This window comes from Candidatus Edwardsbacteria bacterium (genome assembly GCA_018821925.1).
GTDB lineage: Bacteria > Edwardsbacteria > AC1 > AC1 > EtOH8 > UBA2226.
The window spans coordinates 1-14,088 of sequence record JAHJLF010000024.1 but is presented as its reverse complement, the minus strand read 5'-3'; the positions used below and the strand labels follow the sequence as shown (position 1 = coordinate 14,088).

16 protein-coding genes are annotated in these 14,088 nt (G+C 49.3%); 15 read left to right on the top strand and 1 reads right to left on the bottom strand.

The genetic code is table 11. The features are described 5' to 3' along the window. From KJ869_02430 to KJ869_02420, 3 genes are all read left to right on the top strand, one after another. A partial coding sequence (locus KJ869_02430; GenBank protein MBU1576044.1) for an epoxyqueuosine reductase QueH occupies window positions 1–231 on the top strand: 231 nt, incomplete at its 5' end. An 18-nt stretch (window positions 232–249) separates the two neighbouring features. After that, window positions 250–675, top strand: a complete 426-nt coding sequence (nikR, locus tag KJ869_02425) for a nickel-responsive transcriptional regulator NikR (protein MBU1576043.1) — start codon at window positions 250–252, stop codon at window positions 673–675. 193 nt (window positions 676–868) lie between these two features. Beyond that, window positions 869–1,567, top strand: coding sequence for a hypothetical protein (locus KJ869_02420; GenBank protein MBU1576042.1), 699 nt, complete (start codon window positions 869–871; stop codon window positions 1,565–1,567). 280 nt (window positions 1,568–1,847) lie between these two features. Here KJ869_02420 and KJ869_02415 read toward each other — a convergent pair whose 3' ends face one another. Next, complete coding sequence (locus KJ869_02415; GenBank protein ID MBU1576041.1) at window positions 1,848–2,021, bottom strand: hypothetical protein; 174 nt, start codon at window positions 2,019–2,021, stop codon at window positions 1,848–1,850. Window positions 2,022–2,198: 177 nt separating this feature from the next. On the opposite strand from KJ869_02415, the gene KJ869_02410 reads away from it, so the two are divergent. The 12 genes from KJ869_02410 to KJ869_02355 form a co-directional block, all read left to right on the top strand. Beyond that, entirely contained in the window at window positions 2,199–4,439 is a 2,241-nt protein-coding gene (locus KJ869_02410; GenBank protein ID MBU1576040.1) for a TonB-dependent receptor, read from the top strand. Between the two features lie 229 nt (window positions 4,440–4,668). Further along, window positions 4,669–5,370, top strand: coding sequence for a hypothetical protein (locus KJ869_02405; GenBank protein MBU1576039.1), 702 nt, complete (start codon window positions 4,669–4,671; stop codon window positions 5,368–5,370). Window positions 5,371–5,505: 135 nt separating this feature from the next. After that, entirely contained in the window at window positions 5,506–6,222 is a 717-nt protein-coding gene (locus KJ869_02400; protein ID MBU1576038.1) for a WG repeat-containing protein, read from the top strand. Window positions 6,223–6,322: 100 nt separating this feature from the next. After that, on the top strand, window positions 6,323–7,189 hold the full coding sequence (locus KJ869_02395; GenBank protein MBU1576037.1) for a metal ABC transporter substrate-binding protein: 867 nt from the start codon (window positions 6,323–6,325) through the stop codon (window positions 7,187–7,189). Further along, a complete protein-coding gene (locus tag KJ869_02390; protein MBU1576036.1) occupies window positions 7,186–7,509 on the top strand; it encodes a cupin domain-containing protein in 324 nt (107 codons plus the stop codon). The genes KJ869_02395 and KJ869_02390 overlap by 4 nt, the downstream gene beginning before the upstream one ends. A gap of 20 nt (window positions 7,510–7,529) precedes the next feature. Continuing rightward, window positions 7,530–8,576: an energy-coupling factor ABC transporter permease gene (locus KJ869_02385; protein ID MBU1576035.1), complete on the top strand. Its 1,047-nt coding sequence runs from the start codon at window positions 7,530–7,532 to the stop codon at window positions 8,574–8,576. Between the two features lie 93 nt (window positions 8,577–8,669). After that, on the top strand, window positions 8,670–9,479 hold the full coding sequence (gene cbiQ, locus KJ869_02380) for a cobalt ECF transporter T component CbiQ (GenBank protein MBU1576034.1): 810 nt from the start codon (window positions 8,670–8,672) through the stop codon (window positions 9,477–9,479). Next, window positions 9,476–10,231 (top strand): energy-coupling factor ABC transporter ATP-binding protein, encoded by a 756-nt coding sequence (locus KJ869_02375; GenBank protein ID MBU1576033.1) that lies wholly within the window; start codon window positions 9,476–9,478, stop codon window positions 10,229–10,231. Before cbiQ ends, KJ869_02375 begins: the two co-directional genes overlap by 4 nt. A gap of 148 nt (window positions 10,232–10,379) precedes the next feature. Further along, entirely contained in the window at window positions 10,380–11,399 is a 1,020-nt protein-coding gene (queA, locus tag KJ869_02370) for a tRNA preQ1(34) S-adenosylmethionine ribosyltransferase-isomerase QueA (protein ID MBU1576032.1), read from the top strand. A gap of 225 nt (window positions 11,400–11,624) precedes the next feature. Next, window positions 11,625–12,746, top strand: a complete 1,122-nt coding sequence (gene tgt / locus KJ869_02365; protein ID MBU1576031.1) for a tRNA guanosine(34) transglycosylase Tgt — start codon at window positions 11,625–11,627, stop codon at window positions 12,744–12,746. Between the two features lie 94 nt (window positions 12,747–12,840). Next, on the top strand, window positions 12,841–13,473 hold the full coding sequence (locus tag KJ869_02360; GenBank protein MBU1576030.1) for a histidine phosphatase family protein: 633 nt from the start codon (window positions 12,841–12,843) through the stop codon (window positions 13,471–13,473). Between the two features lie 4 nt (window positions 13,474–13,477). Further along, the coding region (locus KJ869_02355; protein ID MBU1576029.1) for a cation transporter at window positions 13,478–14,088 on the top strand (611 nt) is incomplete at its 3' end.

The window sequence follows — 14,088 nt, the reverse complement described above, 5'->3', positions numbered from 1 at the left end:
GCTATCTCGACAACCCTGATGGTCAGCCCGTACCAGCAGTGGGAAGCCATCGTCTCGGCCGGTGAGACTGCTGCCGATAAACATGGCGTCGAGCTTATCACCAGGGACTGGAGAAACGGCTTTGATTACGCCCGAAGCATGGCCGAGACCATGGGAATCTATCGGCAGAAATACTGCGGCTGTATCTTCAGCGAACGGGACAGATATTTAAAAATAAAAAAGCAAAAGTAAAATATAGAATATAAAACAATGAGTCAGAAAAAGGAAAAAGTTCTGCGCTTCGGGGTCTCGGTGGAGGAAAACCTGATACAAAAATTTGAAAAACTCATCAAGCGCAAAGGCTATACCAACCGCTCCGAGGCCATCCGGGACATGATCCGGAACCTGTTGGCGGTCGAGGCGGCCGAGAAGGGTCAGGAGATGGTGGGGGCCATTCTGATCATCTATGACCACCACCGGCCCCATTTAGTGGAAAAACTGCTGGCCCTGCAGCACGATGCCGACGCCGAGATCATCGCCTCTCAGCACGTGCATCTGGACCATCATCACTGCATGGAGACCATTATCGTCAGGGGGCCGGTGGAAAAACTGGAGGACCTTCAGGGAAGGATCGGCGCCCTGAAAGGAGTGGGACAGTGTCTGCTTTCCAAGGCCAGCTGCCAGGTTCTGCACTGATGGCAGAATAATTTATCTTGACGCATTATTTGTATCGTGCTACAATAATTATAATTGTAACACGATTTTATTTGCAAAATATAATCAAACAACGGCGCCCATTATTGACGATGAAAAAGCCTCTGGTTTATTGCTGGAGTAATATAACAGATAATGCCCCGATCGAAGTTGGTTTTCAACAACAAGGAGGAATATGCCGGATTTTGTTAGAACGGGTCTGCATGGATTAAGCGAACCTCGGTGGAATAATAATTATGACTTCATTTATGAAATACCGCCCATCCCCCTCCATTATCAACATGGTATTTTAGCTGGAAGCTACCTTCATGATCAGGAAATAATAAAAATGGGTTTTAATGATGTAAGTATCTTTTTAGGGCATGTTTGTCTTTGTGGCGCCGGAGGGTATCAAATTTCCCAAATTGCTACAGAATTTATGCACGGAACCGAAAAACCATTAGAAAGAGGTAAATTTAACCTTATAAGCAGCATGGATCATACGGTAAGCGATGTAATCGCCTACGTTCTGGGAAGCAGCCGGAGAAAGAATCCTGACAAAAACCATTATCTCCTCGATGAGACCATAAAAGCACCCAGGAGAGAATTTCATTACTATATTGGCTATTGTCCGCAAAAGATGGCGGTCCATATCATATACCGTAAGCATCTGCTAATGGATAACGAGCAGATGGATAAATTGTGGGAAATAGAATGCTCTTATGAAAAAGATCCTGCTTCTGTATGTCAAGATGATATGAAATTATATCGCGATGCAATGGTTAATGCTGTAAAGGATGTTTTGCTAGGTCGAATCCTCGGTCTATTTGAAGCAAAAAACATTGAATATGATGAGTTTTTATTGCGGGCAAACCGATTAAGGCCTGTTACATAAGAAAGTATTTTGGGAATACATTTTACAAGTCTAAAAAAGATTGCCGGATCACTAGTATTAGTTTGATTGGCGGTTGGGATTTCGGCAACTCTGAAAGCGTCGGTGTTCCCATCACCACTATACGTGAAACGGTCTTTGAGGCTACGGCGGGGCTGATGCGACTAATCTTGGTTGGGCTTAAATAAAATGAAGAAGACTTGATGTGTGAAATCCTATGACATATCGATCGAATAAAAATCACCGTTCGGTTATAAACACACTATACAGGATATTCATCCTATTAGCCTTCCTTCTGGTTGTGCTGGTAAGCCCCATTCATGGCCACAACCACCAGGATGCCTGCATTCACTTGGATTGCCCGGCTTGTCTGCTGGCTTTGGTTTTCGTGTTTGTAATGTTCATCCTGATATTGGAAAGCCGGTCCGACCCCCCCCAGCATTTTCACATCCGGCATGACTCACATCATCTGATCCTTCCCTCCGTTTTCCGCCAATTCCCCATCAGGGGACCTCCTGCACTCCTTGCCTAATCCCAAACAAACATCCCCTTTTTATAGCGACATGCTCCAAGCGTGCCAGCAAGGGGCGTGGTGTGCTCATTTTCTTAATATAATGAAGGGACTTATTCAATCATGAAAAAAGTACTTTTTATTTGCTTGATGATATGGTTTTGTAATATCACAAGCGCACAAAATACCATCTCAGGGAAGGTTGCCGATCAAAGCGGTAATCCGATGTCTGGCGCCAATGTGTTTTTACCGGAACAAAACAAGGGGACGGCAACTGGTCAAACGGGAGATTACAAGATTGAAAATCTTCCTAATGGTAAAATAAAAATGCAATTTTATTTTATCGGGTTTGCTGCCGAAATGAAAACCGTTGTTCTACAGGATAGCAACATAGTATTAAATATAATCATGAACAATACGCCAATTGAATTGCCGGGAATTGTAGTTACGGGCGGCTATGTGTCAGCGCAGCACGAAAATGCCGTAAAAATAGATGTTATAGAAATCAGGGATATTGCTCTTTCAGGCACACCAAACTTTATGGAGGCATTATCCACAGTTCCCGGGGTGGATATGATTGCAAAAGGACAGGGAGTATCCAAACCTGTAATTCGCGGACTTTCAATGAACGACATTTTGGTAATGAATAACGGGGTACGTATCGAGAACTACCAATTTAGCGAAAACCATCCGTTGGGTGTTGACGATAACAATATCGACAAAGTAGAAATCATTAAAGGGCCGGCATCGTTACTATACGGTTCCGATGCCATCGGAGGTGTATTTAACTTCATAAAAGAAAAACCGGCACCCATAGGTGAAATACTGGGCGATTACCGTACTCAATTGCACTCTAATACATTGGGGTTCAACAATAGTTTAGGCATCAAAGGAGCATCGGAACATGTTTTCGCCGGTTTTCGGGCTGGTAATAAAACACATGCCGATTACAAGCAGGGAGGCGGCGACTTTGTACCCAATTCTCGTTTCAACGAATGGTCGTTTAATTTAAATTCGGGTTATACAGGCAAGCCGGGAACATTCAAAATATTTTACGATTATTTCAAACAGGATTTAGGAATGACCGTACCACCAGTTAAACCCTTAATTTCAGAACAGGGCCGCAAAAACGAAATCTGGTATCAGGATTTGGAACATCAGTTGCTTTCATCCCAAAACATGTTGTATTTAGGGAAATTTCAATGGGAAATAAACGCTGCATACCAGAATGCCTTGCGGAAGCTTCAAACAACACTTGATGTCCCTTTTATTGAAATGAACCTGAATACAATTACTTACGAGTCAAAATTGCATTTGCCGTCCGACGAAAAAACAGAATACATTATCGGGCTTCAGGGAATGTCGCAAAACAATCGAAACCGGAATAGCCGAGCATCGCAATTTTTACCTAATGCAGATATTAATAACTTAGGATTCCTTGGGTTGTCGCAATACAGGTTCTTCAATAAACTAATGCTTCAGGGTGGTTTGCGCTACGACAGGTACATCACAGAAACCTTTGCCCTTGGCACAGAGGGGGCTGGCGATTATCATGCGCCCGTAGCTAAAGATTTTACAAGGCTGACCGGCTCGGTTGGTGCTACCTGCAACTTAATCGAACAGCTTTTGCTCAGGGTAAACGTAGCCAAAGCCTACCGGGCGCCCAATTTATCTGAGCTTACTTCAAACGGAATGCATGGCGCCAGGTACGAAATCGGCAGTGAAAACCTGAATCCGGAAAACGCCTGCGAAACGGACATTAGCATGCATTATCATGGAGAATATTTGTCGTTGGACCTGGCCGGATTTTATAACCAAATAGATGATTATATTTACATTGCTCCTACTTCTGACACAACGGCAGCCGGCGTTGGTATTTACCGCTTTTCGCAAACCAATGCCAATCTTTTAGGCGGTGAAGCAGGGCTGCATGTTCATCCCCAATCAATGTCCTGGCTACACCTACAGGCGACCTGCTCAATGGTAACCGGCAAACAACAAAACGGGAATTATTTGCCTTTTATCCCCGCTCAAAAAATCCATTACGAAGCAAGGGCAGAAAAAGGAAAAATTGGATTATTTCTGCATCCGAATATCAGAATATCCGCCCTAAGCGCATTAAGACAACATCATCCATCTCCCTTTGAAGCCCCGACCGATCGTTATACCCTTGTAAATGCAGGGTTGAGCACTGATATCAAAATATCCAATCAATGCCTGAATATCAGTTTATCTGTCAATAATATATTTGATACGAAATATTTCGACCATTTATCCACCTTAAAACCGATGAATTATTATAATCAGGGCCGAAATATCTGTCTTAACCTGAAAATTCCTTTTGGTATCACAAAGAATGAATGATGCCCTTTTTCCTCCAAGGTGAACAGGGCGCATAGATGATACCATCGGCCCACCACCATGAAGGCGAGTACGGCAACGGTGAACATGCGGCAGCAAACGGGCGGATAAAAGGCACATGGGCCAATAAATGGGCTTGACAACTTGGTAAAATCGTGCTACAATTATAATAAACGTAGCACGATTATTTTTGCCCATAAAACATAAACATATAAACAAAGGAAAACCACCAATGAAAAGAACGGCAATTTACCTGGCTCTGTCTATTGTTTTGACCGCCGCCCCGCTTTTCGCCGCCCGTCCCTTGGACACCGATGACGCCGGAACGGTGGAGAAAGGAAAGTTTGAAACCGAGCTGTCATTTGGCTACTGCATATACCGTCCGGACGGAACCGGCCAGATTCCGGGCATCGCCATCAAACACGGCCTGACCGACCGTTTTGATCTCGGGCTGGGCTTTTCCCACAGCACCGACAAAGATGCCGACGGCAACAGCGTGGCTTGGGGAATGTCTCCGCTGGAAGTGAGCTTTAAGCTGGGGTTGTTTAGAGAACGACCGACGCTCCCCGACATCTCGGTAAGCGCCGGGTTTGAAAAAGGAAACAACGGTTATGGATTGAACCTTATTCTCAGCCGGGAATACGGCAATTTGGGACTGCATTATAATCTGGGCTACAATGCATCGGGGGAAGCCATGGTCAAGGGCAGCATCGCCACATCGTTGGCTGCGGAATATATTTTTATGGAAAAATATCGGGTCTGCGGAGAGTTGAACAGTGAAATTCTGGATGACCGTTCCGAAGTGCTGGAAAACAGCGGTTTGATAGGTGGCTCATCGGATTTTGGTCCTCTGATCTGGGATCTGGGCCTCCGCATCCATGACCAACGTGGCCCCAAGGCCACCATTACCACAGGAATTACTGCGGGATTTTAAAGAGAAGTAACACCTTTGATTAACTCATTTATTTTTTCTTACAATATGTCGAACAAACCAATCAAATTGTTGATCCTGTTCCTGTGTAGTAGCTTCTTTTTAAGCTGTGATACTAGCCAGCAGGGTCCAGGGCTTATGCCTAATCTTAAAAACGGAATTTATGGCTACGTTGACAGCACCGGAACGGTTATTATTCCTCATCAATTTCAGGATGTGCGTGTTTATATGGGAGGCAGGGCGTTTGTTCGGAAAAAATATATGTGGGGAGTGATTAACACCAGAGGAAGAGTTGTAGTTGATTTCAAATACGATGATGTCTGGGAGCCTTGCGAAGGTCTTTTGGTCGCCCGTAAAGATGGATTTTGGGGGTTCTTGGACAGCACTGGCCGTGAGGTTATATGTTTCAAGTATGCACCGGTGCAGGATTTTTCAGAAGGGCGAGCCGGCGCCAGCCTGGACGGGAAATGGGGCTACATCAATCACAGGGGAGATGAAATCATTCCTTTTGCTTTCGATGCAGTCAGTTATTTTCATCGCGGGTTGGCGTCTGTGGCGAAGAATGGCAAATGGGGCCTGGTGGACAGTCTTGGAACGGTAGTTGCCGAGTTAAAATATGAGGTTATAAACGGGTATTGGATGGATTTGATCCCCGCTAAATTAAATGGCCGCATCGGTTTTTTGGGCCGGCAGGGCAATGTGGCAATTCCTTTTCAATACGAAGCGGTTATCAGGGGTTTCCATGACGGTCATGCAGTGGTCCTCCTAAACGGAAATAATTTGATTATAGACGAGCATGGTCATGCTGTTAAATCACTGCCAAAAAGCAATTCCGGACATGACCACTGGCATTGACGATACTGGTCACTATGTAAGGCCGGGTATCATTCCTAAGGCAGCTGTTACTGTTTTGTCGTCGAAATATCGTAAATCCAATAATATCAAGGGAGATTAGATGAAAATTTGGACACTATCCTTGCTGTCAGCCTGCTTTTTAATAACCGGCTGTGCCAAGAAGGAGTACCCGGCCCGGCTGATCGTGGTCACCTCCTTCTATCCCATGTATATCATGACGGCCAATATCGTGAAGGATGTTCCCGGGGTCAAATTAGTCAATATGGCCCCGCCATTCTCCGGCTGCCTGCATGATTACCAGATGACCCCGCAGGATATGAAGACCCTGAGCCGGGCGGATATCCTGGTGATCAACGGGGCCGGGATGGAGTCATTCCTGAACGATGTGATCCGGCAAAACACAAAGATGTCGGTAATAGATGCCAGTGAGAATGTTGAATTGATCGAAGAAAAGGGTACCGCCAATCCCCATATATTTGTCAGCATTTCCGGGGCCATCCAACAGGTGCGTAATATCGAGGCAGGGCTGGAAAAGGCCGATCCAGAATATATCGGCTATTACCGGGAGAATGTTCAGCGGTATCTGGTCAAGCTGGAAGCGCTGAAAGAAAAAATGCAGCAGGCGCTTAAAGATGTTAAAAACAGGAATATCATCACTTTTCATGAAGCCTTTCCCTATTTCGCCCGGGAATTCAATTTGAATATCCTGGCGGTGATAGAAAGGGAGCCGGGTTCGGAGCCCAGCGCCGGGGAGCTGGCCAGGACCATCGAGTTGGTAAGAAAAAATAAGGTCAAAGCCCTCTTCGCCGAGCCCCAGTATCCGGCCGGGTCCGCCCGGGTAATAGCGCAGGAGACCGGGGCCAAAGTTTACACCCTTGATCCTGCAGTCACCGGTCCCATGGAGCCGGATGCCTATATCGCCGCCATGAAGAAGAACCTGGCGGTACTACAGGAGGCCCTCCAGTGACGGAAACCAAGGCGTTTTCTATTTCGCTCGATAGCGAAGAACAGTATAAAAGATTATTGACCGGCCCGCCGCAAAATCATTGTTTTCATTCCGGATTGGTGACTCTGTCCCCGGGGGCTTCGGTGGGAACGCACAATACCGAGGATTACGAAGAAATGGTAGTGGTGCTGGAGGGCCAGGGGGAGATGCTGGGCGCAGAAGGCCGGATCGTCATCAACCCCAGGCAGGCGGTGTATTGTCCACCCCACACCGAACATGATGTGCTGAATACGGGCAATGCGCCCCTCAAGTACATCTACATCGTAACAAAAACCGTGTAACAAATACAGGGATAAAATTCATGCATATGGCAGATGCCCTGCTCTCCCCGGCAGTGGGAGGAGCAATGTGGGCCGCTACCGCAGGAGTGGCCGCCTATTCCATTAAGAAAATACAAGAGGACAGCGATCCTAAAAAAATCCCCTTGATGGGCGTAATGGGGGCCTTTGTGTTCGCCGCCCAGATGATAAACTTCTCCATCCCCGGAACCGGCTCCAGCGGCCATCTGGGCGGAGGGCTGCTGCTGGCCATCCTGCTGGGGCCTTATGCCGGGTTCCTGGCCATGGCCTCCATCCTCATCATTCAGGCCCTGTTCTTTGCCGATGGGGGGCTGCTGGCCCTGGGTGCCAATATCTTCAATCTGGGTTTTTTCACCTGCTTTGTGACCTACCCGCTGATCTATAAAAAAATAATCGGCCAAGAATTTTCCGCTAAGCGAATTATGATTGCTTCTTTGGTTGCCGCCATTGTCGGACTGCAGTTGGGAGCCTTCGGGGTGGTGTTGGAGACAGTGCTTTCCGGCAAGACAGAGCTGCCTTTTGGCGCCTTCGTGCTTATGATGCAGCCGATTCACCTGGCCATTGGGATCGTTGAGGGATTGGTGACCGCGGCGGTGATATCCTTCGTCTGGAAGGCCCGGCCGGAGATACTGGAAAAGGTGTCTCTGAATCAGCCCCTGGGCAGCCTATCACTCAAAAAGGTGATGATAAGGCTGGCCGCGGTGGCAATATTGACCGGGGCGGTGCTTTCCTGGTTTGCCTCGTCTCATCCCGACGGCTTGGAGTGGTCCATGTTCAAAGCTTCTGGCAAAGAGGAACTGGAAGCCGAAGGCAATATCCATCAAAAAATGTCAGGCATCCAGAGCAAGACCGCCTTTTTGCCTGATTACGGTTTCAAAACATCCGAAAGTCAGGCTCCGGCTGAAGATGCTGAAGGGAAGTGGCCGGCTGTTAGCGGTGGCACCAGCCTCTCCGGATTGGTGGGAGGTTCTATGACTTTGTTGTTGGCGGTTTTCATGGGCTTCATTATCAATGTAACCAATAAAGTCAGAAAAAAATCAATTAAATAAATATTCATCGCGAATACGCAAAGAAAACTTTGTGACCCTTCGGCATTGCTCATGGCATGCATGGTGCCTTAGGGGCAGAAAATAAGAGAACATATGCCCAATATCGTAAACGCCATATATAACATCAGACAGTTCGAGGAGCTGGCCCGCCGGGATTCATTTATCCACCGGATGCATCCCTTGACGAAATTGCTGGCTACGCTGGTTTACACGGTGTTGCTGGTCTCCTATGATAAGTACGCCATCATAGCCCTGCTGCCTTTTGTGTTCTTTCCGGTATTCGTGGCTACGGCAGGGCGGATACCGGCCGGGCCGCTTTTGAAGCGGCTTTTGTATGTTGAACCGATGATCATCGGCATCGGGCTTTTAAATCCCCTGTTCGATCATGGTACGGTAACCGTTCTGGGACATACCGTATCGTCCGGTTGGCTGATCTTCCTGTCCATCTTTTTAAAAGGAACATTGGCTGTAGTCGCAGCCCTGCTTTTGATAGCCACTACCGGAATGGATGGAGTGGCGCTATCCTTAAGGAAATTGAAGGTTCCCAAAATATTCGTGCTGCAGATGATGCTGACCTACCGGTATATTTATGTTCTATTGGAGGAGGCCGCCCGGACCACGCAGGCCTATGCCCTTCGGGCCTTTAATAAAAAAGGACTTAAGCGAGAGGTGTGGGGACCTCTGTTGGGGCAGATCCTGCTGAGGACCATAGACCGGGCTCAGCGAGTTTATGATGCCATGTGCCTGCGGGGCTTTGCCGGTGAATACCACGTCGGGAAAGCGCCCCGTCCGGGCTTGGGCGACTTTTTGTATGTCATGGGCTGGGGAACATTTTTTGCCGCCTCACGAGCGGTTAACCTCCCCTTATGGCTGGGTAACTTGCTTGCTGGAGCCGTAAAATGAGCCATCATATCACCGAAGCCAGAGATCTTTTTTATTCCTATCCCGACGGCCATCAGGCTGTCAACGGCATATCATTTCGCATTCACCACGGCGAGTCGGTGGGCGTCATCGGCGCCAATGGGGCGGGAAAATCCACCCTGCTGATGCTTTTGACGGGCATCCTTAGGCCGGCAAAGGGCGAGGTGGTCATCGGCGAAGTCAGGCTTACCAAAGACACTCTGAACATGATCCGACAGAGGCTGGGAATGGTCTTCCAGAATCCCGACGACCAGCTTTTCATGACCACGGTCCACGACGACGTGGCTTTCGGCCCGCGCAACCTTAAGATCGACGAACCTCAGGTGGAGCAGAGGGTGGTCTCGGCCCTGGAACAGGTCGGAATATTGCACCTTAAAGACCGGGCCCCGTTCCATCTTTCGGCCGGGGAAAAGCGGGCCGCTGCCATCGCCACGGTGCTGTCCATGACCCCGGACATCCTGATACTGGACGAACCGACCTCGTCGCTGGACCCCAAATCTCGCCGTCGGCTGATGAATATCCTCAGTAGTTTCGAGCATACCAAGATAATCACCTCGCACGATCTGGACATGGTGCTGGAACTGTGCAAAAGGACCATAATAATCAAAGAGGGGCGGATAATATCGGACGGCCCGACAAAAGATATATTGACTGATCGGAAATTGATGGAGGAGGCCGGGCTGGAGATACCATTGAGCCTGCAGAACTGTCCGGTGTGCGGAGGGGGGAAATAGGACACGGATCAATACGGAATTCGTATAAATTGAGTTTTTCCAAAGACGCCCTCTGGGGCGTCTTTTTATAAATTGAACAAACCATTATCCTATGCTATAATAAATCATGAATATGATCTAAAATCAAATAGATACAGAATCTGCAATTATGAAGCTTTCCGAATTCGATTATAAACTGCCCGAGGAACTGATAGCCAAAAATCCCACTGAAAAAAGGGATGCCTCCCGGCTGATGGTGCTGCATCGCGATGACGGCAGGATAGAGCATCGCAGGTTCATTGATATCGTTGATTATCTGGATCCCTCCGACATACTAGTGGTCAATAACACCAAGGTTATCCCGGCCCGGCTGATCGGCCATAAAAAAGGGACCGGCGGGGAAGTGGAGATCCTTTTATTGCGGCAGGAGGCGGAGGATCTATGGAACTGCTTAGTGCGGCCGGGCCGCAGGCTGATGCCGGGCGCCAAAGTGGAATTCAACGATGGCCTGATGGAGGCCGAGATAATGGAATACCGTCCAGGTGGGCAGCGGTTGGTAAAATTCAGCCATCAGGGCGAATTTTATCAAACCCTGGAAAAAGTGGGGCAGGTGCCCCTGCCGCCCTATATTGACAGAAATCCTCATGAGGCGGACAGGGACCGTTATCAAACCATCTATGCCAAGGAATCCGGAGCGGTGGCTGCGCCTACCGCCGGTCTGCATTTTACACCGGAGCTGATGGAAAAGATCAGGAACAAGGGGGTAGAGGTGCTGGAGATACTGCTGCACGTGGGCTGGGGGACATTCAAAGGGGTGGAAGCGGCGGATATCCGGGAACATAAAATGGATGCCGAGTTTTACAATATAAGCCAGGAAGTGGCAGATAAATTAAAAAATGGTAAAACAAGAAATCGAAGAATTATAGCCGTAGGGACCACCACCAGCCGGGCTTTGGAGAGCTTCGGGCAGAGCGGCAAACTGTCAGACTGGACCGAGATATTCATCTACCCGCCTTATGAGTTCAAGATGGTGGACGCGTTGGTCACTAATTTTCACCTGCCAAAATCTACCCTGATCATGCTGATCTCGGCTTTGGCCGGGCGGGAGAATGTGATGAAGGCTTATCAGAAAGCGATAAAAGAAAGATATCGTTTCTACAGCTACGGCGATGCCATGATGATAATCTAATTAGCAGCAGAGCCGCCCTGAGTCGAGTCGAAGGAACGCGAAGGTTTATCGTCATCCTGAGGATGACGTTCCATTAACCTATCGAAGGATCTGAGATTCTTCGGCTTGTAAGATAAATGGCTTAGCTCAGAATGACGGTAGCGCTGCTCAGAATAAAGCAGTCAACAAGATAATTTAAAATTACTAAAGCATTTAACTTCCTAAACTGAAGCTCAACGTAAAAATATGAATTTCAAATTAGAACATACTTCCGGCCAGGCCAGGCAGGGAGCGATTACTACCGCGCATGGGGATATTCCGACGCCCATCTTCATGCCGGTGGGCACTCAGGGTACGGTCAAGGCCATGACCCCGCAGGATCTTAAAAATGTCGGTGCTAGGATCATACTGGGCAATGCCTATCATCTCTATCTGCGGCCCGGACAGGAGATGGTCAAAAAGGCCGGGGGGCTGCATAACTTCATGAGTTGGGACCGGCCGATCCTCACCGATTCCGGAGGATTCCAGGTCTTCAGCTTGGCCGAGCTCAGGAAGATCAAGGAAGAAGGGGTGGAATTCCAATCCCACCTGGACGGCTCATATCATACTTTCACCCCGGAGAATGTGATGCAGTTGGAGGTTGACCTGGGGGCCGATATCATCATGAATTTCGACGAGTGCATTCCTTATCCTTCCACCTATGAATATACCGAGGATTCCTCCGCCCGGACCACCCGCTGGGCCAAAAGATGCCGGCAGAAATTTCTGGAATTGAAAAACGGCGATACCGACAGCCAGGCGCTTTTCGGGATCGTCCAGGGTGGAACCCATCCGGAACTGCGCCAGCGCAGCGCCCGGGAGATGGTGGAGATCGGCTTTGAGGGATATGCCATCGGCGGGCTGGCCATCGGGGAGCCCAAGGAGGCCACCTGGGAGGCCATCGGGGCCGCCAACCAGATCCTTCCCATCGATAAACCAAGATACATGATGGGAGTGGGATTCCCCGAAGACATCATCCGGGGCATCTCTCTGGGGGTGGACATGTTCGACTGCGTGATGCCCACCCGTAACGCCCGCAACGGGACCCTGTTCACCGCCTCGGGCAAGCTGGCCATGAAGAACGCCAGGCATCAGGATGATCTGGCCCCGGTGGATGAAAGCTGCGACTGCTACCTGTGCCGCAACTTCAGCCGGGCCTATTTAAGGCACCTGTTCATGTCCGGGGAGATATTGGCCGCCCACTTGGCCACGGTGCACAACCTGCGGTTCTATCTGGCAATGATGGAAAATATAAGGCAGGCCATAACGGATGATAAATTTGATGAATGGAGTCAGGAATTTCTTAACAGATACCACAGCCAGCAATGACCCTGCTGGCTTTTAAAATATTCCATCATTAGTATTGCTTTTATGAATATAATCCGTATAATGGAAGGTGTATCATCTTTCGAAGGAGATAGCGGTGGAACTGATATTGGTCAGGCACGGTCAAACCCAATGGAACAGGGAGCAGATATTCAGGGGATCCAAGGATATCGAACTGGATGAGGCCGGCCAGCGGCAGGCCGAGGCCCTGGGGGCCAGGCTCAAATCCCGCAGGATAGACGCCATCTATTCCAGCTCGCTGAAAAGGGCCATGGCCACCGCCGAGGCCATCGCCCGTCTGCAGGGCCTGCCGGTGATGGTTGGCCCGGGGCTGGTGGACATGTGCTTCGGGGAGTGGGAGGGGATGGCCCATCAGGAGGTAAAGCAAAAGTATCCCAAGCAATACCAGACCTGGCGGGAGAACCCCTGGAAGGCCAGGATACCGGGGGCCAGCAACATCAAGGATGTCCAGGCCCAGTCCCTGAAGGCCATCAAAGGCCTGGTCGAGGACAATCTTCCGGAATCCACCGTGGCGGTGGTCACCCACCGGGTGATCCTAAAGCTGATCCTGATGAAGATGCTGAACATGGAGCCGGAGGGTTTCTGGAATATCAAGCTTTCGTCCTGCGGGCTGACCACCGTGGAATGGGCCGGGGCAAGGTTCGTGTTGACCTGCCTGAACGACACCGGCCATCTGGCCGATCTGAATATCAAGCAAATCGATTTTTAGAAATATGAGGAAAACCGAGATCCCCGTCAGCGGGATGCATTGCGCCTCCTGCGTCAATAACGTCGAGCAGTACCTGAAAAAGCTCAACGGGATAGTTTCGGTCAACGTAAATCTGGCCGCCGAGAAGGCTTTTATAGAATACGATGAGGGGCAGATCGATATCGCCGGGATAGTCAAAGCCATCAACGATTCGGGCTATCAGGTTCCGGAAATGCCGCCTTCATCAGAAGCCCCGGCGCTGGCCGCCGTTTCATCATTGGATACCCGGCGGGAGGAATATTACCGGTCGCTTAAAAAAAGATTTTTGTTCGCCCTGATATTCGCCGTTCCTGTCTTTTTGGGCGGGATGCATATGTTCTTTCCTTTCCTTCCGGCCTGGCTGCATGATCCTTATATAATGCTGGCTCTGGCGGCCCCGGTCCAGATATTCTCCGGCTGGCCGTTCTATCAGGGATTGTGGGCCGCGATAAAACGGCGCAATGCCGACATGAACACCTTGGTGGCGGTGGGCACCACCGCCGCCTTCGGCTACAGCCTGGCGGCCACATTTATTCCAGAGTTCTTCGCCCGGGCCGGGCAGAGTCCCGTCTATTATTACGATTCGGCGGCGGTGAT

Coding starts and splice junctions, on each gene's coding strand:
- nikR (MBU1576043.1), top strand. CDS start 250: ATGAGTCAGAAAAAGGAAAAAGTTCTGCGCTTCGGGGTCTCGGTGGAG.
- KJ869_02375 (MBU1576033.1), top strand. CDS start 9,476: ATGAGCCATCATATCACCGAAGCCAGAGATCTTTTTTATTCCTATCCC.
- cbiQ (MBU1576034.1), top strand. CDS start 8,670: ATGCCCAATATCGTAAACGCCATATATAACATCAGACAGTTCGAGGAG.
- KJ869_02420 (MBU1576042.1), top strand. CDS start 869: ATGCCGGATTTTGTTAGAACGGGTCTGCATGGATTAAGCGAACCTCGG.
- KJ869_02405 (MBU1576039.1), top strand. CDS start 4,669: ATGAAAAGAACGGCAATTTACCTGGCTCTGTCTATTGTTTTGACCGCC.
- KJ869_02410 (MBU1576040.1), top strand. CDS start 2,199: ATGAAAAAAGTACTTTTTATTTGCTTGATGATATGGTTTTGTAATATC.
- KJ869_02400 (MBU1576038.1), top strand. CDS start 5,506: ATGCCTAATCTTAAAAACGGAATTTATGGCTACGTTGACAGCACCGGA.
- KJ869_02415 (MBU1576041.1), bottom strand. CDS start 2,021: ATGCCGGATGTGAAAATGCTGGGGGGGGTCGGACCGGCTTTCCAATAT.
- KJ869_02385 (MBU1576035.1), top strand. CDS start 7,530: ATGCATATGGCAGATGCCCTGCTCTCCCCGGCAGTGGGAGGAGCAATG.
- KJ869_02395 (MBU1576037.1), top strand. CDS start 6,323: ATGAAAATTTGGACACTATCCTTGCTGTCAGCCTGCTTTTTAATAACC.
- queA (MBU1576032.1), top strand. CDS start 10,380: ATGAAGCTTTCCGAATTCGATTATAAACTGCCCGAGGAACTGATAGCC.
- tgt (MBU1576031.1), top strand. CDS start 11,625: ATGAATTTCAAATTAGAACATACTTCCGGCCAGGCCAGGCAGGGAGCG.